Source organism: Ruegeria sp. K11, from assembly GCF_056531905.1.
Window position 1 is genome coordinate 12,729 of record NZ_JBQFMP010000023.1, and the last position, 20,275, is coordinate 33,003.

Consider the following 20,275-nt stretch of genomic DNA (forward strand, 5'->3'; position numbering starts at 1 on the left):
CTGGGTCTCCTTAGCTGAAACCAATGGATTCAAGATATTCACGGTTCTTCCGTGCATCGCCGACCGGGTCGGGATCCAGCGTCGGGTCACAATCCTGTTCGACCGTGCACCATCCGGTAAAGCCTGCCTCCAGCAGCACCTGACGGACGGTCGGAAAATCCACGTCGCCCTCACCCAGATTGCAGAAAATTCCCTGCCCGCAGGCATCGTAAAAGCCGGTCCGATTGGCGATCACATTCGCCTTTACGGTCGGTGAGATATCCTTGAAGTGCATGTACGAGATCCGATCAACGTAGCGCTGCATAAAGCTCACGGGGTCAAACCCGGCATAGGAATGATGCCCGGTGTCGAAACAGATTTTCAGCAGGCTTTCGTCCACTTCATCCAGCAGCCGTTCCAACTCGGGCTCAAAATCCATGAAACCCGCCGCGTGGGCGTGCATGCCTACGGTCAGCCCGTATTCCTCAGCGCCAATGCGCGCGCTTTCGGCAAGGCGATCCCGGAAGGCTGTCCATTCGGCCTTGTCCATTTGCTCGGCCTCATTCGCACGACCAGCGGTGGGCGCGCGACGGGGTGAGATCGCGTCGATCAGCACCAGATGCTGCGCCCCATGCGCCTTCAGCGCGCGGGCGGTGCGATGGGTGGCGTCCAGCACGTCCTCCCACGCGTCGGGGTCGTGATAGTTGCGGAACACCACACCGCCGATCAGTTCCAGATCATGCTCGGCCAGCGCGTCGGCCAGGATCGCAGGGTCTTCGGGCATGAAGCCCACCGGGCCCAGCTCGATGCCCTTATACCCCGCCTCGGCACATTCGCTGAGGACGGTTTTCCAATGCGGATTGCGCGGGTCCTGCGCAAATTCCACGCCCCAGGAACAGGGCGCATTGCCAATTCTGATGCTCATCTTGTCTTATCTCCGATGCTCAGAAATCTTCGATGTTTTTCCAGCTTTCATCCGCCGACGACGCCAGCGCCGCAGCGACGATCCGGTTGACCTCATGCCCGTCGCGGAAGGTCGGCCAGACCGGCTTGCCTGTCTCGATTGCGTGCAGGAAATCGCGCGCCTCGATGATGATCTGGTCCTGATAGCCGGTGCCATGGCCGGGACCCTGACAAAACGGCTCATAGTCGGGGTGCGCGGGGCCAGTCAGGATCTTGCAGAACCCGCGTTCCGATTCTGGACCATCCATACGATAGAGCCAAAGCGCATTCTGATCCTCTTGATCAAAGCGGATCGCGCCCTTGGTGCCGCTGATCTCATAAGCGTAGCCCATCTTGCGCCCGGTCGCGATGCGGCTGAAATACATCGACCCCATCGCACCACTGGCAAAGCGTACCATCATCTGGGCGTGATCGTCGTTGTCTACGTCGCCTCCCGGACGGCTTTTGTGCACGGTCTCGACCTCGGCCATCACGCGCACGATTGGCCCGATCAAGGCCAGCGCGGCGTTGATCATATGCGGGGCAAGATCGCCCATCGTCCCGTTGGATATGCCGGTCGTGCGCCAGGTCGCGGGGGCCTGCGGATCGGCATAGAAATCTTCGGTGTGCTCACCCCGGAACCATGTGACATCGCCGATCTCTCCGTCCGCGATCAATTGGCGGGCGTATTGGCTGGCGGGCGTGCGGATGTAGTTGAAACCCACCATGTTGGCCACGCCCGAGGCCTCGGCCGCCTTCACCATCGCAGCGCCATCCTCCATCGACGCGCCGAGAGGTTTCTCACACAGAACCGGCTTGCCGAGCGCAAGCGCCGCCAAGGCGATCTGACGGTGCGTTTCCTGAGGGGTTGCGATCACAATGGCCTCGACCTTGGGATCATTCACCAGCACCTGCCAATCGTCGGTCGCGCGCGCGAATCCGTAGGCCTGACGATAGCGCTCGGCGCTTTCGGGCGAGGAGGCACACACCATCTCCAACCGGGGGCGCAGGCCCGTATTGAAGACGGCACCAACCGAGGACATGGCAACCGCGTGGGCCTTGCCCATATATCCGCCGCCCAGAATGCCAATGCCGATCTCTGCCATTCCGACGCCCTCCCTCGCTTTTTCTTGAAAACCATTTGCAACCGGTTGCAAAACTTGTATCGTGAGAATAGGACTCTCGCAAGCTGCATTCGGCACAGCACCGCAATTTTCCTAAAGGAGCCCGCAGACATGTCCGCGCAACACGACACTGTTTACCTGACAACGGCGCAGGCGATCATTCGCTGGCTGTCGAACCAGTTTATCGAGATCGACGGGCAGGAATATCGGTTATGTGGCGGGGGTTTCGGGATTTTCGGCCATGGCAACGTAACCTGCCTTGGCGAGGCGCTGAACACGGTGCGGGATGAGCTGCCGCTGTATCGCGGACAGAATGAACAGAGCATGGGGTTCGCCGCTGCGGGCTATGCCAAACAGTGGCTGCGTCAGCGATTCATGTTCTGCACCGCCAGCGCGGGGCCCGGGACTGCGAATCTGCTGACAGCGGCCGGACTGGCCCATGCCAACCGCCTGCCAATGCTGATGCTGTGCGGAGATACCTTCATCACCCGCCTGCCGGACCCGGTTTTGCAGCAGATGGAGAATTTCAACGATCCGACCTTTGGCTTGAACGACGCATTCAAGCCGGTCAGCCGGTACTGGGACCGCATCACCCATCCGGCGCAGGTCATTCAATCCCTGCCCGCTGCCATTGCGACAATGCTGGACCCGGGCGATTGCGGGCCTGCCTTCCTTGGGCTGCCGCAGGATGTTCAGGGCTGGACCTATGACTATCCGGTGAAATTCTTTGAGAAGAAGGTGCATCGCATTCGCCGCCAAGCGCCCGATGCGGGTGAGGTTGCCGATGCAGTCGCCGCTCTGGCCGGAGCGAAACGCCCGATGATCATCGCAGGTGGCGGTGTGCAGTACTCGCAAGCCGTGGCCGAGTTGACCGAGTTTGCCGAAAAGCACCAGATTCCGGTCGTCGAAACCATCGCAGGCCGCGCCAATATGCTGGCGACCCATCCGTTGAATATCGGCCCGATCGGCGTCACTGGATCGGACAGTGCCAACGCGATTGCTGAGCAGGCCGATGTGATCGTCGCCATCGGAACCCGCCTGCAGGATTTCACGACCGGGTCGTGGACGGCGTTTGCCAAGGATGCTCAGTTCATCTCGATCAACGCCGCACGGCATGATGCGGGCAAGCACATGTCGCTCCCGGTTGTTGGCGATGCCAAGCTATCGATTCAGGCTCTGACAAAAGCTGTAGACTACACAGCACCGCAGGATTGGGTTTCGCAGGCGCAAGACGAGCGGCGCAAGTGGGATGCCTATGTGGCCGAGAATGTCTCGTACGGAAACCGCCCGAATTCCTACGCGCAGGCCATCGGTGTCGTGAACGAGCTTTGCGATACCCGCGACCGTGTGGTCGCCGCTGCCGGAGGGCTGCCTGCAGAAGTCACCGCCAACTGGCGCACATTGGATATCGGCACAGTCGATGTCGAATTCGGCTTCTCCTGCATGGGGTACGAGATCGCAGGCGCATGGGGCGCGCGCATTGCCCAGTCCGAGCGCGAGCCCGACAAGGACACCATCACCTTCTGCGGTGACGGGTCTTACCTGATGCTGAATTCAGACATCTATTCCTCGGTTCTGAGTCGGAAGAAGATGATCGTTCTGGTGTTAGACAATGGCGGCTTTGCGGTCATCAACAAGCTGCAGAACAACACGGGCAATGAAAGCTTCAACAACCTGCTGGAGGATTGTCCCACCATCCCCGAAACCTTTGGCGTCGATTTCGCGGCCCATGCAGCCTCGATGGGGGCGACCAGCGAAAAGGTCGCGAACCCGGCAGAGCTGGCCGAGGCGTTCAAGCGCGCCAAGGCCAGCGACAAGACTTATGTGATCGTCATGGATGTGGACGCCTATGAAGGCTGGACAACCGAAGGCCACGCCTGGTGGGAGGTTGGCACCCCCCACACCTCGGCGGATGAGAAGGTCCGCGATGCGCATGTCGAATGGGAATCCACGCGTGAGAAACAGCGCAAGGGGGTGTGATGAAACGGTTCACAGCAGAAACAGCCGATCCTGACATCATCGTCGATGAGTTGCTGAACGGCGGCGGCGCGGTTGCCATATCAGGCCTGTTCACATCCGACGAAATCGCCGAGGCGCGCGCCATCATCATGGCCGAATCCGAGACAGCCGCCGAGAAAGTGACCCATTTTCAGGGCGCTGCAGAAGAAGACGGCAAGCTGAACCTGCAACGTCGGGTGTGGAACCTGTTGGCCAAGGGCGACGTGTTCTCGCGCATGGCGGCGCATCCGGTGCTGATGAAGATCCTGCGCAAGTTTCTAGGCACCGAATTCATTATGGGCTCAATCGCCGCCAATCGCATCCTGCCCGGCGGCCCCGGTCAGGAACCGCATGTGGACTATCCCTATTGGGATTTTCACAGCCCGGAAACGCATCCTGTCGGTCTGAATGGCTCGTTTCCGATGAACGCACAGGTCTCGGTCCTGCTGGACCCGTTCACCGAAGAAAGCGGCGCGACCGGCTATGTGCCCGGTTCGCAGAAAGAACTACGCTATCCGACGCCTGAAGACAGGTTCTATGATAGATGCGACCGCATGACCGGAGAGCCGGGCGATGTAGCTCTGTTTTATGGTGTCACATGGCATTGCGCGATGCCGAACAATGCAGATCACGACCGCAGCGCGATCCTGATCCAGTACCTGCCAAAATGGGTCAAGCCGATGGAGGATATGCCCGCCGCCCTGCCGCAGGATTTCATTGATCAGGCCAGCCCTGACATGCGGCAATTGCTGGGTCTGAACTATCCCTACCCCGAGGTGCTGGACACCGCGCGGGCTGGCAATACCGAGGGGCGCAAGTGACTCTGATCGAAGGCATAAAAGGCAATCGCTTTGCCGTGTTTGGCCGGGCCGGGATGGACATGTTCGCCGACCCGGTCGGCACCAAAAGCGAAGACGCACAGGTGTTTCGTGCCGATCTCGGTGGTTCCAGCGCCAATATCTGCGCGGGGCTGGTCAAGCTGGGGTCGCAAGCGGCGCTGATCACCTCGGTCTCGGACGACGCCGTTGGGCGGTTCTGCGTGAACCGGCTGCAGGATTACGGTGTGGATACCCGTTTCATCCGTGCCGTGGGGGGGGAGGCGCGCACCTCCCTTGCCGTTTATGAAAGCTGTATCGAGGATTTCCAGAACGTCATCTATCGCAACGGGGCCGCTGATTTTCAGGTGACCGAGGCGGATATGGACGCGGTCGACTACAGCGCATTCTCGGCCCTGATCACGGCAGGCACGGTGTTTGCGGCCGAGCCTTCCCGCTCGGCCACGTTCCGCGCGTTCGAAAACGCTCGTGCTGCAGGCCTGCCGGTGATCTTCGACATCGATTACCGCCCCTATAGCTGGCCGTCGCCGGACGTCGCCTCGGATGTTCTGACCCGGGCGGGCAACGAAAGCGATCTGATCGTCGGCAATGATGAAGAGTTCGGCTTTATGGCCGGCGGCATCGAAAAGGGCTTGGACAAGGCCCGCGAACTGGCGGCCAACGGCAAAATGGTGATCTACAAGATGGGCCACGAAGGGGCCATTACGCTGGCGGACGGGCAAGAGGTCCGGACCGGCATCTACCCCGTTACCGCCGTAAAGCCCAACGGCGCGGGCGACAGTTTTCTGGCCGGCCTTCTCGCCTCGATCGCCGCCGGGCACGGCTTGCGCAACGCGGTTCTGCGCGGCTCGGCCTGTGCCTCCATCGTCGTGTCGAAACCCGGTTGTGCCGGGGCCATGCCGACCACGCCCGAACTGGATGAATTTCTGGCCCGGCACCCGGGCCCCACGGATACCTGAAAGGAGACGCAGATGCATATCGCGCCCCATGACAACCAGAACAAACCCATCGTTGATGCCGACCATGATCTGGTGCCGCTGAACTATTTCAACATCGTCAAACTGAAAAAGGGCGAGGTGTTCGAATATGCTGTGCCGGGCTATGAGACCTGTATCGTGCCCGCCACCGGTACCGTGGATGTCGATGTGGACGGCGCGATCTATACCAACCTCGGCAACCGCACCATCGACGTCTGGGACGGCGAGCCCGAAGGCGTTTATGTCCCCGTCGGAGCCAAGGTGCGTATCAGCTGCGTGACGGATGAAACCGAAACCTTCATCGCTGGCGCAAAATTCGACCGCGTGCTGGAGCCATTTGACGTCCGCGTGCCCGAGCTGGATCTGGTGCAATATGGCTCGGACGACACCAAGACCCACCGCAAGATCAAACACATTCTGGGCGCGAACCACCACGACAAGGTGGGTCGCTTGCTGGTGTCCGAGCTTTATACCGTCGGTCAGGGCGGCTGGTCCGGCTTTCCCAGCCACAAGCATGACACCGACCGCAAAGGCGACGATGGCGAGATGATCGAAACCCGCCATGACGAGACGTATAATTTCCGCTTCCGACCCAACCATGGCTCGGGCGTTCAGATGCTGCAGCGCGAGGATAACAAGCCGGGCGATGCCTACCACATCATGGACGGCTCAACGATCCTGCTGGACAAGGGCTACCACCCCTGCGCGGTTCTGCCAGGGTATGAGATGTATTATTTCACCATCCTCGGCGGCCTCAGCCAACGCTCGCTGAAGCAGTATTTCCAGCCGACCCATGCGGATCAGCTGCATACGATCCCCGGCATCATGGACATGGTGGCCAAGTTCAAATGAGCCTTGTGACATTATCGGACGTGCTGCAACCCGCGCTGCGTGACGGCTATGCCGTGGCCGGGCTGGTGACGCTGGGCTGGGAAGACATGCGCGCCTATGTGGCCGCAGCCGAGGCCGAAGACGTGCCGATCATCCTGCAAGCCGGCCCGTCCTGCCGCGAGCACACGCCGCTGCCGGTCTTGGGCAAAATGTTCCGGCATCTGGCCGAAGGGGCCAGCGTGCCGGTCGTGGCCCATCTGGACCACGGCTACACCCACGAAGACTGCCGCATTGCGATCGACAGCGGCTTTACCTCAGTCATGTTCGACGGTTCGCGCAAACCACTGGCCCAGAATATCTCTGAGACCGCTGCAATTGTCGAAATGGCCCATTCTGCCGGGGTTTCCTGCGAGGGAGAGATTGGCTTTGTCGGCTATTCCGGCGGCGAAGGCTCGGATGGCACCAACCCGGACGAGGCGGCGCAATTCGCCCGCGAGACGGGCGTGGATGCGATGGCGATCTCGGTTGGCAATGTCCATCTGCAGCAGAACAAGGAAGGCGGTCTGGACGAGGCCCGCATCCGCGCCATTGAGGCCGTCACCGAGGTGCCTTTGGTGATCCATGGCGGATCGGGCGTGCCCGTGGCGCAGCGCACGGCGCTGGCGCGGGGTTCGAAAATCTGCAAGTTCAACATCGGAACCGAGCTGCGCATGGCTTTCGGCCACGCCCTGCGCGCGGCGGTGAATGCCGATCCGGACCGGTTCGACCGCGTACTTATTCTGAAAGACACACATGAGCCGGTGGTCGAGGCGACCCGCCGCGTTCTTCAGGCCTTCAAAGGGGGCATGACATGCTGAATATCGGATTGCTGGGCTGCGGACGGATCGGGCAGGTACATGCGCGCTCGGTCGGGCAAATCGAAGGTGCACGGATCACCGCTGTGGCGGATGCCTTCGCGGAACCGGCACAGATACTGGCCGACAAGACGGGGGCCAAGGTCCTGTCTGCGGATGCATTGATCGCAAACCCGGATGTCGATGCGGTGGTCATCGGAACTCCAACCGACACCCATTACGACCTGATCCATCAGGCGGCCCGTGCGGGCAAGGCGATCTTTTGCGAAAAACCCGTTGATATGTCCGCCGACCGCATCCGCGACTGCATCAAAGTGGTCGAGGCGGCGGGCGTTCCCTTCATGACCGCCTTCAACCGCCGCTTTGACCCCAGCTTTGCCAACATCCAGTCCCGCATCGCTGCCGGAGAAATCGGTGAGGTCGAGATCGTCACCATCCTGTCCCGCGATCCCTCGCCACCACCGATCAGCTATATCGAAAGTTCGGGTGGGCTGTTCCGCGATATGATGATCCACGATCTGGACATGGCCCGCTTTCTGCTGGGCGAGGAACCCATCAGCGTCTACGCGGTTGGTTCCGCGTTGGTCGATCCCGAAATCGGCAAGGCCGGAGACGTCGATACCGCAGCCGTCACCCTGACCACCGCCAGCGGCAAGATCTGCCAGATCTCGAACTCGCGCCGGGCAAGCTATGGCTATGATCAGCGGATCGAGGTGCACGGGGAAAAGGGCCTGTTGCGGGCAGAGAACATGCTGGAAAACACGGTTGAAGTCGCCACCCCCAACGGGTTCTGCAAAGCCCCGGCACAGCATTTCTTTCTGGAACGGTATGAGGCGGCCTATCGCACCGAAATGGCACATTTCGTCGAGGCCGTCATGGCATCAAGACCCGTCACACCCGGAATTGTGGACGGGTTGAAAGCGCAGATGTTGGCCGATGCAGCCGCAACATCATGCGCCGATAGCCGTGTGGTGATGGTGGATTGACAAAAGCCGCCCGCGTTAAAGCACTTTACGCGGGCGCTCAGTTCCCCTGATTTCTTTCTGCGAGACGTTCCAGATTGACGACGGTCGACAACATGATCCGATCATGACTCCAATCGTCAGTCTGCCGCATCGACGCCGAGCCGACCGACAGCAGCACAGCAAAGATCACCGATGTTCCGATCACAAATAGCGGCAACTGGCTATGTGCAACCGGCGCTGCCGCAAGCGCCAGAACGCGTTGTCGCAAAACCCGTTTCGCCCGGCTGCCTCCCACCAAAGCCACATCCAGAACATAGGGTTTTTCCCGTGTCATCGTGCGGGCGCAGTAATCCAGAAGGCAGTTGGCATATTCTTTGGCGTTCAACCGCCGGCGCGCCATGATCGACTGGTCGCATCCAAGTTCGCGCAGGCGTTCAAACTGGTTTTTCAGTATCAAAAAGGCCGGATTCCAGAAAAATACCGGGCGCAGGAATTCCAGAACCAGCTCCCATTCGACATCCCCCGCGCGCACGTGCTGAAACTCATGCGCAATGGCAAAGCGCAGCTCGTTCGGTTTGTCGATCAGATGGCTGGGCAAAACCACATGACGGCGGCGCAGACCACGCACGGCAAACGGCACGGCAATCCGGTCAGACAGGCGCACATCGACCTTCGCAGACCGCCGCCATAGAAAACTTGCGTTGATCGTCTCGCGGATGCGTAATCCGGCGCGTACAACACGCAGCACCAGACAGGCCGATACGGCCAAAAGACAGAACAGCAAAACACTCGTTCCCAGGGACCTCCCTGCCAAAACCGTTTCGATCCACCGTTCACGCGTGTTCAGAAGGGTTTCAAACTGCGCGGCTGGCAGCGCGATTTCACCCCGAAGATACGCCGCAACCGCAATGTCACCGATGGCGACCGGTTGACCCGGGAATACCAGGTCGGTCAGCGCAAAAACGCCGATCGCCAAAAGCGGGCTCAGCGCGATGCAAAGCAACAGACCCTTCATGACCCGAAGCTGCGCGAAATAGGCAACACGCAGAGATGTGCGCTCCAGAACCAACCGGGCCGCAAACCAGATCAGCACCGACAATGCCATGATCAGATTCAGCTCAAGATATGTGTCGAGTACCGGTTTAACCGCTGTCATTTTGCAGTCTCCTCTCTACCAGTGCCCGAATTTCCTCCAAGTCGGTCTCGCTCAGCCCGGCGTCATCGACCAGCCGCGCCACCAACGAGGCGGGCGTATCGTCAAACAACGTGCGGGACAGGTTCTGAAGCGAGCGCGCCTGATACCTGTCCTTTTCCAGAAGCGGCTTATAAATCAGCGTTTTCCCGTCCTTGCGGCTTTCGACAAACCCTTTGTCGTCAAGAATCCGCATGATGGTTGCGCCGGATGTATAGGCCAGATTGCGTTCTGGTGGCAGGCGACCAAGGACATCACGGACCGAGCCCTGACCCAGCGCCCAAAGTTCATTCATGAACTCCAGCTCAACATCGGTCAGCAGGTTGGTTGTCTTTTTCTTTCGCATCGATCTCGGTGTCGCCATTTTTTTAGTATGCCTGACAGACAAGCATCCTTTCTCTGTTTCGCAAAGCTTAAACTTTCCAGAACACGAAAACGCCCCAACCGATGGACAGGAAAAGCGGCGTCCAGACGGGTTGTCCCATAAGGCCCAGCCACGCGAGGAAGATATAGGCGGAGCCCAGAAGTGTGATGAACAGCCGATCCCCCAACGTTGTCGTCAGGCCAAGCACGCCGCGCCGTTCAATGCCGTCGCGGAACTTGAACCCTTCCAACACACCGATCAGGGCAATGGCCGAGAAGATGCCGACGAACAGCGCCAGCGTCGCGGGTGTCCAGGCCATCCAGAAGTCTGGCCATAGGGGATCGGTCCAGGAAAAGCCTTTTTCCTCTTGCTGGCCGACATTGCCCCATCCAGCTTGTTGGGCCGTTGCCATGGTCGGCAGGAAGGGGAGGGTGAGAAGAAGTTTACGCATATCGAACCTCACACACGACCCATCGCGAACCCGCGCGCGATGTAGTTGCGGACAAACCAGATGACGATGGCACCGGGGATGATGGTCAGCGTCCCGGCGGCTGCCAGCAGGCCGAGTTCATACCCCGCGCTGGAGGCGGTCCGGGTCATCACGGCGGCGATGGGTTTGGCCTCGACCGCGGTGAGCGTTTTGGCCAGCAGCATCTCGACCCACGAGAACATGAAGCAGAAGAACGCCGCGACGCCCACGCCCGCTTTGATGTTGGGCAGGAAGATCGTCACGAAGAAGCGCGGGAAGGAATAACCGTCCACATAAGCCGTCTCGTCCAGTTCCTTGGGAATACCGCGCATGAAGCCTTCCAGAATCCACACCGCCAGCGGCACATTGAACAGCGTATGCGCCAGAGCCACGGCCAGATAGGTGTCGAACAGGTGGATCGAGGAATACAGCTGAAAGAACGGCAGCGCGAACACGGCTGCCGGAGCCATCCGGTTGGTCAGAAGCCAGAAGAACAGCTGCTTATCGCCCAAGAAGCGATAGCGCGAGAACGCGTAGGCCGCAGGCAGGGCCACACAGACCGACAACACCGTGTTGATCGTCACATAGATGATCGAGTTGATGTAGCCCCAGTACCATGTGGGGTCGGTGAAGATGGTGATATAGTTCTCCAGCGTGAAGGTCTGCGGGAACAGGGAAAAGCCCGACAGGATCTCGTTCGTGGTCTTGAAGGACATCGCCACCAGCCAATAGATCGGCAGCATCAGAAACGCGATATAGAGGATCGGGATAAGAGACCGCTTCTTCATTGCGCGTCATCCTTTGTCATCAGAGTGTAGAAGACCCAACTGACCAGCAGCGTGATGGCGAAATAGATCAGGCTCATCGCCGCAGCCGGGCCAAGGTCGAACTGTCCCAGCGCGATCTTCACAAGGTCGATCGACAGCAAGGTGGTTGAGTTTCCGGGACCGCCGCCCGTCAGAACAAAGGGCTCGGTATAGATGTTGAAACTGTCCATGAACCGCAGCAGAACGGCGATGGTCAGGACGGTTTTCATCTTGGGCAACTGGATATAGCGGAACACCGACCACGGGCTGGCACCGTCAATCTTGGCGGCCTGGTAATAGGCATCCGGGATCGACACGAGGCCCGCATAGCACAGCAGCACGACCAGCGACGTCCAGTGCCAGACATCCATGACAATGACCGTGATCCAGGCCGACAGAGGCTGTTGCGTCATGTCATAGTTGATGCCCAGAACGTCATTCAGGAAGTATCCCATCAGGCCGATTTTCGGCAGGGTAAAGATGTTCCACATCGACCCGACCACGTTCCAAGGGATCAGCATTGGCAAGGCCATCAGCACCAGACAGACAGGTACCCAAAAGCCTTTGCGCGGCATCGAAAGGGCGACGATGATGCCCAGTGGCACCTCGATCAACAGGATCAGGAAGGTGAACAGGAACTGCCGTCCGAGTGCGGCCTGAAAACGATCCGAGCGCAGGATTTGTTCGAACCAGCCGAGACCTTCCCAAAAGAACTGGTTGTTGCCAAAGGTTTCCTGCACCGAGTAGTTGACCACCGTCATCATCGGCACCAGCGCATTGAACGCGACCAGCGCCAGCACCGGCAGGACAAAGAACCACGCTTTTTGGTTTTCGGTTCTCATCAGCTGCGCTCCTCGGTTGCGATCCAGCCGTCGCGATAGACGCGGGATTGTTCAGGTTTGAATTGCAGGAAGACCTCTGAACCGGGCTCGGGCACGCTGTGCTCGGTCACGGCTTTCAGGGCCGTATTGCCGACCATGGCACTAACCACATAGTGGCGGCCAATGTCGGAAACCTTGGTCACATGCGCCGGGATACCGGTATCGCCAAAGCCCACGTATTCCGGGCGGATACCCAGATCGGTGCGGCCACCGTCGCCGTGGGTTGGGCCTTCCAGCATCACCTCATGGCCTTCGAACACGGCGCGGTCGCCTTTGGCCTCACAAGGCAGAACGTTCATACCTGGTGAGCCGATGAAATGGCCGACGAACGTGTGCTGAGGGCGCTCGAACAGTTCCACCGGCGTGCCGATCTGTACCACTTCGCCCTCTTGCATCACGACCACTTCGTCCGCGAAGGTCAGGGCCTCGGTCTGGTCGTGGGTCACGTAGATCATCGTGGCCTGCACGCGCTGGTGCAGTTCCTTCAGCTTCGAGCGTAGTTTCCATTTCAGATGGGGGTCGATCACGGTCAGTGGTTCGTCGAACATCACCGCGTTCACGTCATCACGGACCAAACCGCGCCCCATCGAGATTTTCTGCTTGTTGTCCGGGCTCAGGCCACTGGCGCGGGTGTTCAGCATATCGGTGACGTCCAACATCTCGGCGATCTCATCGACGCGACGTTTGATCGTTGCCGGGTCTACGCCGCGGTTCTTCAGCGGAAAGGCCAGGTTTTCCCCAACAGTCATCGTGTCGTAGATCACCGGAAACTGGAACACCTGCGCGATGTTGCGCTGATCGGTGGGCAGGGTGGTGACGTCCCGATCATCGAACAGGATTTGCCCTTCGGACGGGGTCAGCAAGCCCGAGATGATGTTCAGCAAGGTGGACTTGCCGCAACCCGAGGGCCCCAGCAGCGCATAGGCCCCGCCATCGCGCCAAGTGACGTCGATTTCCTTCAGCGCATAGTCCTGCGGGCCTTGCGGGTTAGGCATATAGCTGTGTCGCAGGTTTGAAAGCTTGATCTGTGCCATGTCAGGCCACCCTTTTGCCGTCTTGGCCGAAATACCGGCAATGGGCCGGGTTCATGTAGAAACTGTGATCTTCGCCGACTTGATAGGGATGCACGCCAGCCGCCAGCGAGACCCAATCGTCTGATCCATGCCGGAAATGCGCGCTGGAGTCTGAGCCAGACAGCTCGGTCACGATCACGCGGCCCGTCAGTTCGACATCCGCATCCGAGGTGCGGAACGGCGTCACCCGGTGCGGGCGCACGGCGACCATGTAATCTCCGTCGGCCATGTCCGAGACAGCCCAGCCTCCGCCACCCGCCAGTTGCGCTTGCGCGCCGGTAACGGTGATACGCGCCACGTTGATTGGCGGGTCCGAGAAGACGCGCGCGGCAGCGATGTTTTCGGGGTTGCGATAGATGTCTGCTGTGGGGCCGAACTGCGTGACACGTCCATCCTCCATAAGTGCGGTGTAGCCCCCCAGCAGCAGTGCTTCTTCGGGCTCGGACGTGGCATAGACCACCACGGCACCGCGCCCGGCAAACAAGTCGGGGAGTTGTTCGCGCAATTCCTCGCGCAATTTGTAATCGAGGTTGGCCAGTGGTTCGTCCAGAAACACCGCGCGGCTTTCCTTGGCAATTGCCCGGGCCAGCGCTGTGCGCTGCTGCTGTCCGCCCGACAACTCATGCGGTCGGCGGTGCAACATCGGGCGCAATTGCAGCAGGTCGGCGGCCTCTTCGACGCGGCCTTCGATCTCGGATTTCGCCATGCCTGCCACGCGCAGCGGTGAGGCAATGTTGTCGAATACGGTCATATGTGGGTAGTTCACGAAGAACTGGTGTACCAGGCTGATCTGCCGCTTTTGCGTGTTCAGCTTGGTGACGTCCTGCCCATCCATCAGGACCTTGCCCGAGGCGATCGGGTCCAGCCCGGCCATCATCTTGATAAGCGATGTCTTGCCCGATCCTGTCGCGCCCAGCAGCACATTGAAATGGCCGGTCTGCAGCGTCAGATTGGTGGGCTTGATATGAATAACATTGCCAACCCGTTTGGTGGCATCTTGAAGTTCGATCATGTCCGTGGATTCCGGTCGTTCAGTGCACCGCACTGGTCGTAGGGTGGGGATGCCGCGCACGGCATCCCCGGTTGCATTGGCTCAGTTGGCCTGCCAGCGCGCAACCAGTTCGTCATAGTTGACGGTCTGGCCTTGCGGCTTTTCGTTTTCCAGCTTGGCCTTGGGCGAGCCTTCTTTTTCCAGCCAGAAAGCGGCATCCTGAGGCTCGTTCAGGCGCGGACCACAGCCACCATAGACGTTGGCGGCCTCATCTGCGGCCTGCATACGGGCCATTGTGATGTCCATTTCCTCGGCCAGACGGTCCATCGCCTCTTGCGGGGTGAAGGCACCCGAGTTCACGTCACCGATTTGCTGCCACCAGATCTGGGCCAGCTTCGGATAATCCGGCACGTTGATGCCGGTCGGCGACCATGCGACGCGATCAGGCGAGCGGTAGAACTCGACCAGACCACCCAGCTTGGGTGCGCGTTCGGTGAAGGACTCGTGGTTGACCGAACTGTCGCGGATGAAGGTCAGACCCACATGGGACTTCTTCACATCGACAGTTTTCGAAGTCACAAACTGAGCGTACAGCCATGCCGCCTGAGCGCGATCCGAAGGTGTGGATTTCAGGAAGGTCCAAGACCCCACGTCCTGATAGCCAACCTTCTGGCCTTCTTCCCAATAGGGGCCATGCGGGCTGGGCGCCATCCGCCAAAGCGGCGTGCCTTCGTCATCAACCGTATTGTTGCCTTCGGATTTCGGCTTCACCATGTCGGCGGTAAAGGCGGTGTACCAGAATATCTGCTGGGCCACGTTGCCCTGACTAAGCGCCGGCAGCGATTGGTAGAAGTCATAAGACGCCGCGCCCGGAGGCGCATAGTTGCGCAGCCACTCATCCCATTTGCGGATCGCATAGACCGCAGCCGGACCGTTGGCCGCACCACCGCGCGACACGGATGCACCAACAGGGTTACAGGTGCCCGCTTCCATGCGGATGCCCCATTCGTCGACGGGCACACCGTTCGGCTCACCCACGTCACCGGCACCAGCCATCGAGAGCCATGCGTCAGTCATACGCCAACCCAGGTCAGGTGCGCGCTTGCCGTAGTCCATGTGGCCGTAGATCGCGACGCCATCGACTTCTTTCACGTCATTGGTAAAGAATTCAGCGATGTCCTCGTAGGCCGACCAGTTGACTGGAACACCCAGGTCATAGCCGAACTTCTCTTTGAACGCGGCTTTGTTGTCCTCATCGTCAAACCAGTCCTTGCGGAACCAGTAAAGGTTCGCGAATTGCTGGTCGGGCAGCTGGTACAGGTTGCCGTCCGGGCCGGTGGTGAACTGAATGCCCATGAAGTCATCCAGATCCAGCGTCGGCGATGTGGTCGCCGCCCAGTCGCCTGCCATCTGTTCAGTCAGGTTGTAGGCCAGTTGCAGGCGTGAGTGCGTGCCGATCAGGTCACTGTCATTGACGTAACCGTCATACAGGTTCCGGCCGGTCTGCATCTGGGTTTGAACGGCCTGAACCACTTCGCCCTCACCGAGGATCTGGTGGTTGACCTTGATGCCGGTAATTTCTTCGAACGCCTTGGTCAGCACCTCGGACTCGTAGGAGTGGGTCGGGATACCTTCGGACAGGACGTTGATTTCCATGCCGGCATAGGGTTGTGCAGCTTCGATGAACCACTTCATCTCACCCATCTGCTCGTCTTTCGACAGCGTCGATGGCTGGAATTCGTCGTCGATCCAACGTGTTGCTGCGGCTTCGTCGGCCCAAGCAGAACCGTGCCCCGCAATGACGGCAGTCGCCGCCACAGCGGAAAGTAGATGTCTCCGCATCTGTCTCCTCCCAAAGATTATGTGATCCGGCGCAGACCGGATGACGATCAGCATCAGCGATTTTTTGCTATGCTGTCAAACTAATTTTTTAGTAATTGGCTAAATACTGAATTTTTCATTATAAAATATAGTCTTGCAGACAATATTATTTGGAATCGGGACGGGTAATTTGGCCGCCCCGTGTACTTTTCACGTCGATCCGTGTTGCATTCCGGCGCTAGAGACGGGTCCCGTGACGTTGCTCTAAGCGGGCTTGAGGACCCACTGGTCAACGTCACGGGGGACAGCTCGGGCGAGCTCTCAGAGACCCGGCGCGGAACCCTTACGACATATTCGAGACGACTTCGCTGAGCGTTTCGGCGCGGCGGATCAGTTCGATGGACAGCTCGCCTGACTTGGTGCTGACGCCATAGACGGCGATGCGCGGCAGGCTGTTATAGTCGAAATGGTTGCTGAAGTAATACGCGCCGGTGTCGTAGATCGCCACATAATCATTGGGATCAAGGCGCGGGATCAGCACATCCTTGGCCACCAGATCAGCCGCGAAACAGCAGGGCCCGGCCACGTCGGTCTGCACCTTGTCTTCGGTCTTCAGCACCCCGTCCGGTGTAAACCCTTCCACCCGGATCGGCCACGCAGCGGGCAGGAAGGCCGTGCGCGTCATAATCTGCGCACCGGCATGGGTGGTCGCGATATGCCGCCCTCCGGCATTTTTGGTGTATTCCACGCGGGTCGCCATGAAGCCGTTCTTGGCGGCGATTGCGCGGCCAAACTCGGTTTTCACGCTGTATTTTCCGGTGAACAACAGCGGCACAGCCTCCCGCAGGATGTCGGAATATTCCTTGAAGGTCGGTTTGACCTCGGGCGAGGCGAAGTTGACCGGCAAACCGCCCCCGATATCCAACCGGGTGATCTGCTGTTCGCCTTTGCGGGTGTTGATCTCTTCGGCCACGGCCACCAGTTCTCCGATACCCTGCGCCATCAGCTCCAGCGGGCAGCCCTGTGATCCGGCATGGGTGTGGATCGAGGTCAGCCACGGATGGTCGAGGTAATACTGAATCAGCTTCTCGCGATTTCCCGCGTCCCCGATGGGATAGCCGAATTTCGACGTGTTGGTCGCCGTACTGGTCGATGAAATCGCGCCCGAGCCGATCTGCGGATTGATACGAAAGCCAATGATAGCCTCGGAATTGGGATAATCCTCGATCATCCCGGCGACCCGTTCCAGTTCCTGTTCATTGTCCAGATTGAATGCAATGGAATGTTTCAGGCATTGCCGCAGATCATCCATCGTTTTGGCCGGGGAATCGAAGATGATCTTGGAGATATCGAAGCCCGCCGATTGTGCCATGGTCAGCTCTCCGGGGCTGGCGACCTCGGCGCCGATGCCGCAATGCGCGATTGTCATCAGCACATGGCGCAGCGAGTTCGCCTTGACGGCAAACGTGTGCTGGAAATTGTCGGGGAAAGCGGCGATCAGATCGTCGATGGATTTGGCCAGACCGTCCAGATCCATGAAGCCTATCACAGTGCTTTCACTGTCCAGAAGCCGGTCTTCGATGGCGTGTTGCAGGATTTGGTGTTCTCGGTTCATGGTGTGCTCCGGTCCTGGTGAATTCACTGTACCTTAAATGAAAACGGCGGCTCGGATGAGCCGCCGTTAGTTGGTTTGTCTGGGTTACTGCCCCAGTGCCACGCCTTCACGGCGGGGATCGGCGGCCCCGATCAGCTGGCCATCCTTGATCAGGATCGCATGCAGGCCCGAGTTCAGGTCGACGGTCTTGACCTCATGGCCCTTGGCGGTCAGTGCCTCGGCGAAATCAGCCGCTGCGGTTTCCTGCTCCACATCCATGCTGGATCCGTTGCGGTGCACGAAATGGCCGGTCTCGATGGCATCCTGCGGGTCCATGTCCCAGTCGAGGATCGCGATGATGGTCTTGGCCACATAGTTGATGATACGGCTGCCACCGGGCGAACCGATCAGCAGATAGGGCTCATCGTCCTTCATAACGATGGTCGGCGACATCGAGCTGCGCGGACGCTTGCCGCCTTCAACCCGGTTGGCCACCCAACGGTCACCATCCTTCGGCGCGCGGTCAAAGTCGGTCAGTTCGTTGTTCAGCAGGAAGCCCCGAACAAAGACACGGCTGCCAAAGAAGGTTTCGATGGTTGTGGTCATCGACAGCGCGTTGCCGTACTGGTCGCGGATCACGATATGGCTGGTGCCGGGACGATCCGGGTTCTGCGAGGGCGCAAACAGCGCGGTGTGATCGCGCGGCGGCTCACCCGCTTTGCGCTTTTCACTGGCCGCAGCCGGATCGATCATTTCCGAGCGCAGCTTCAGGTAGTCCTTGTCCAGCAGACCTTTGACCGGGACGTCAACGAAATCGCTGTCGGCCATGTAAAGTGCACGGTCGGCATAGGCCAACTTGGCAGCTTCGGCATAGAGGTGCGCCAGTTCAGCGTTCCAGCCAGTGCCTTTGAGGTCAAAGTTGTTCAGGATACCCAAAATCTGACCCACGGTCAGACCACCCGAGGTCGGCGGGCCCATGCCGCAGACATCATAGCCGCGATAATCGGCGCAGACGGCAGGGCGGACCTTGACGCGATAGGCCGCCATATCTTCCAGCGTGATGTTGTTTTCCACCTTGGACGTCGAGTCCACCGCAGCGACGATATCCTCGGCAATCGGGCCATGGTAGAAGGCGTTCGCGCCCTGATCGGCCAGAATACGCAGGGTCTCGGCGAAATCAGGGTTCTTCAGCAGGGTGCCTTCGGCCAGCGGGCTGCCATCTTCGTTGAAGAAGTATTCCTTGGCACCGGGAAAGACGTCCAGATAACGCTCGCGGTCGATGGTCGATTGGATCGAGTTCGCCATACGCGGCGAGACTTCGAACCCGTTCTCGGCCTGTTCGATGGTCGACTGGAACAGCGAGGCCCAGTCTTTCTTGCCATAGAGGTTATGTGTCACCTCCATCAGACGCAGAATGCCGGGTACACCCACGGCCTGACCGCCCGAGATCGCCTCGGCAAACGGAATCCGCTCGCCTTCGGCGTCAAGGAAGCGCTCGGGCTTGGCTTTGGCGGGGGCTTTCTCGCGTGCATCAAAGGTGGTCAGTGTTTTGGACTCGGCGTCCCAATACAGCATGAACGCGCCACCGCCGATGCCCGACGATTGTGGCTCGACCAGGTTCAGCATCAGCTGTACCGCGATCATCGCATCTGCAGCGGTACCGCCTGCGGCCAGCACATCATAGCCGGCCTTGGCGGCAATCGGGTTGGCGGCAGAGACCATGAATTCGGTACCGGTGACCGAATCCTTATCCTCCCACCCATAGCCATATTCCGGCGCGGGGTCCTGTGCGCTGGCTGTGCCGGCGACAACCCCCAGGGCCAGCGCGGCGCTGGTTCTTAGAAATGTCCTCATCATTAAATCCTCCGGGTGATGATTGACGGTTTTCCTGTTCGTTCTGCTCTTGTGGTTTTCTGTTTCCTGATCGGGCTTGTGCTATGCCCCTGCTTTGGCCGCGCGCACCACGTAAACCGATACCTCGGAATGCCGGACCACGCGGGCTGCGTTGGGACCCAAAAGATAGTCCTTGAGGTCGGGCCGATGCGCGCCGATGACAATCAGATCGCTGCCTGCTTCCTGTGCCGTGTGCAGGATTTCCTGATAGGCCGTGCCGGTTGCCACCACGTGGCGGACTTTTGCGTTGCGCGCGTCGCCCAGAACCGACTTGCCCAGTGCCTCAAGCGCGTCCTGCGCTTTGGCGACGGCTTGTTCATGATGTTCGGGCTCAAAAAAGCTGCCGACAAAGGACTCGCCAAAATCCGGCAGTACGGTGACGACATCCAGCTGAGCATTGTCAAGGTCCGCAAGGCGTCCCGCCTGCCGTAGCACTTCGGCGTCGGTTTCGGGTTTTCCGGCATCCACGGCGCAGAGGACGGATTTGCTCATGGTGTTACCTCTTGTTCAGTGGTGCGTGCGGCGCGGCCCTTTTGCAGGAAGGCGATGAAGCCCAGAAGCAGGAGCGCCGGGATGAACATCAGCTCTTTGGGGGGCTGGTTCTGGGGGGCCTGTACGGTGGTGATGCGGACCGGCTCGTCGGCGTAGTAGTCGAAGTTCGACAGCTCGTCCGAGACCGGGGTTC

Annotated in this window: 20 protein-coding genes; 6 read left to right on the plus strand and 14 right to left on the minus strand. The window is 59.6% G+C overall.

The annotated features are described in order from the left end of the window. Positions 1–10 precede the first annotated feature (10 nt). The gene (locus ACR0K4_RS21745; RefSeq protein WP_480855755.1) at positions 11–904 is read right to left on the minus strand and encodes a TIM barrel protein; all 894 of its coding nucleotides are present in this window, start codon (positions 902–904) and stop codon (positions 11–13) included. Positions 905–923: 19 nt separating this feature from the next. Next, positions 924–2,027, minus strand: coding sequence for a Gfo/Idh/MocA family protein (locus ACR0K4_RS21750; protein ID WP_480855756.1), 1,104 nt, complete (start codon positions 2,025–2,027; stop codon positions 924–926). Positions 2,028–2,156: 129 nt separating this feature from the next. Here ACR0K4_RS21750 and iolD point away from each other — a divergent pair, with 129 nt between their 5' ends. The 6 genes from iolD to iolG are packed head-to-tail and all read left to right on the plus strand — an operon-like array spanning position 2,157 to position 8,527. Beyond that, complete coding sequence (iolD, locus tag ACR0K4_RS21755) at positions 2,157–4,025, plus strand: 3D-(3,5/4)-trihydroxycyclohexane-1,2-dione acylhydrolase (decyclizing) (protein ID WP_480855758.1); 1,869 nt, start codon at positions 2,157–2,159, stop codon at positions 4,023–4,025. Continuing rightward, a complete protein-coding gene (locus ACR0K4_RS21760; RefSeq protein WP_480855759.1) occupies positions 4,025–4,864 on the plus strand; it encodes a phytanoyl-CoA dioxygenase family protein in 840 nt (279 codons plus the stop codon). The genes iolD and ACR0K4_RS21760 overlap by 1 nt, the downstream gene beginning before the upstream one ends. Then, the gene (gene iolC, locus ACR0K4_RS21765) at positions 4,861–5,838 is read left to right on the plus strand and encodes a 5-dehydro-2-deoxygluconokinase (protein ID WP_480530091.1); all 978 of its coding nucleotides are present in this window, start codon (positions 4,861–4,863) and stop codon (positions 5,836–5,838) included. The genes ACR0K4_RS21760 and iolC overlap by 4 nt, the downstream gene beginning before the upstream one ends. Before the next feature lie 12 nt (positions 5,839–5,850). Then, positions 5,851–6,708, plus strand: a complete 858-nt coding sequence (locus ACR0K4_RS21770) for a 5-deoxy-glucuronate isomerase (protein WP_480522159.1) — start codon at positions 5,851–5,853, stop codon at positions 6,706–6,708. Then, positions 6,705–7,544 carry a class II fructose-bisphosphate aldolase gene (locus ACR0K4_RS21775; protein WP_480855760.1) on the plus strand — a complete coding sequence of 280 codons (840 nt, stop codon included), beginning with the start codon at positions 6,705–6,707 and terminating at the stop codon, positions 7,542–7,544. Before ACR0K4_RS21770 ends, ACR0K4_RS21775 begins: the two co-directional genes overlap by 4 nt. Beyond that, complete coding sequence (gene iolG / locus ACR0K4_RS21780) at positions 7,538–8,527, plus strand: inositol 2-dehydrogenase (protein WP_480522157.1); 990 nt, start codon at positions 7,538–7,540, stop codon at positions 8,525–8,527. Before ACR0K4_RS21775 ends, iolG begins: the two co-directional genes overlap by 7 nt. A 37-nt stretch (positions 8,528–8,564) precedes the next feature. On the opposite strand, the gene ACR0K4_RS21785 is transcribed toward iolG, so the two are convergent. The 12 genes from ACR0K4_RS21785 to ACR0K4_RS21840 all read right to left on the minus strand — a co-directional run. Continuing rightward, the gene (locus tag ACR0K4_RS21785) at positions 8,565–9,662 is read right to left on the minus strand and encodes a M56 family metallopeptidase (protein ID WP_480855762.1); all 1,098 of its coding nucleotides are present in this window, start codon (positions 9,660–9,662) and stop codon (positions 8,565–8,567) included. Continuing rightward, on the minus strand, positions 9,649–10,044 hold the full coding sequence (locus ACR0K4_RS21790; protein ID WP_480522155.1) for a BlaI/MecI/CopY family transcriptional regulator: 396 nt from the start codon (positions 10,042–10,044) through the stop codon (positions 9,649–9,651). Before ACR0K4_RS21790 ends, ACR0K4_RS21785 begins: the two co-directional genes overlap by 14 nt. A 67-nt stretch (positions 10,045–10,111) precedes the next feature. Next, entirely contained in the window at positions 10,112–10,513 is a 402-nt protein-coding gene (locus tag ACR0K4_RS21795) for a DUF2160 domain-containing protein (protein WP_480522154.1), read from the minus strand. Positions 10,514–10,521: 8 nt separating this feature from the next. Next, positions 10,522–11,319 carry a carbohydrate ABC transporter permease gene (locus ACR0K4_RS21800; protein WP_058280831.1) on the minus strand — a complete coding sequence of 266 codons (798 nt, stop codon included), beginning with the start codon at positions 11,317–11,319 and terminating at the stop codon, positions 10,522–10,524. Next, positions 11,316–12,179 carry a carbohydrate ABC transporter permease gene (locus tag ACR0K4_RS21805; protein WP_170670891.1) on the minus strand — a complete coding sequence of 288 codons (864 nt, stop codon included), beginning with the start codon at positions 12,177–12,179 and terminating at the stop codon, positions 11,316–11,318. The genes ACR0K4_RS21800 and ACR0K4_RS21805 overlap by 4 nt, the downstream gene beginning before the upstream one ends. Then, positions 12,179–13,252: an ABC transporter ATP-binding protein gene (locus ACR0K4_RS21810; protein WP_480855763.1), complete on the minus strand. Its 1,074-nt coding sequence runs from the start codon at positions 13,250–13,252 to the stop codon at positions 12,179–12,181. The genes ACR0K4_RS21805 and ACR0K4_RS21810 overlap by 1 nt, the downstream gene beginning before the upstream one ends. Before the next feature lies 1 nt (position 13,253). After that, entirely contained in the window at positions 13,254–14,303 is a 1,050-nt protein-coding gene (locus ACR0K4_RS21815; protein ID WP_480522152.1) for an ABC transporter ATP-binding protein, read from the minus strand. Positions 14,304–14,384: 81 nt separating this feature from the next. Then, positions 14,385–16,124: an ABC transporter substrate-binding protein gene (locus tag ACR0K4_RS21820; protein ID WP_480855764.1), complete on the minus strand. Its 1,740-nt coding sequence runs from the start codon at positions 16,122–16,124 to the stop codon at positions 14,385–14,387. A gap of 322 nt (positions 16,125–16,446) precedes the next feature. Further along, positions 16,447–17,718, minus strand: a complete 1,272-nt coding sequence (locus ACR0K4_RS21825; RefSeq protein ID WP_480522150.1) for a type III PLP-dependent enzyme domain-containing protein — start codon at positions 17,716–17,718, stop codon at positions 16,447–16,449. A gap of 84 nt (positions 17,719–17,802) precedes the next feature. Next, positions 17,803–19,554, minus strand: a complete 1,752-nt coding sequence (gene ggt / locus ACR0K4_RS21830; protein ID WP_480855765.1) for a gamma-glutamyltransferase — start codon at positions 19,552–19,554, stop codon at positions 17,803–17,805. A 78-nt stretch (positions 19,555–19,632) separates the two neighbouring features. Continuing rightward, entirely contained in the window at positions 19,633–20,082 is a 450-nt protein-coding gene (locus tag ACR0K4_RS21835; protein ID WP_480855766.1) for a universal stress protein, read from the minus strand. After that, on the minus strand, positions 20,079–20,275 hold a 197-nt coding region (locus ACR0K4_RS21840; protein WP_480855767.1), incomplete at its 5' end, for a DUF3394 domain-containing protein. The genes ACR0K4_RS21835 and ACR0K4_RS21840, both read right to left, overlap by 4 nt.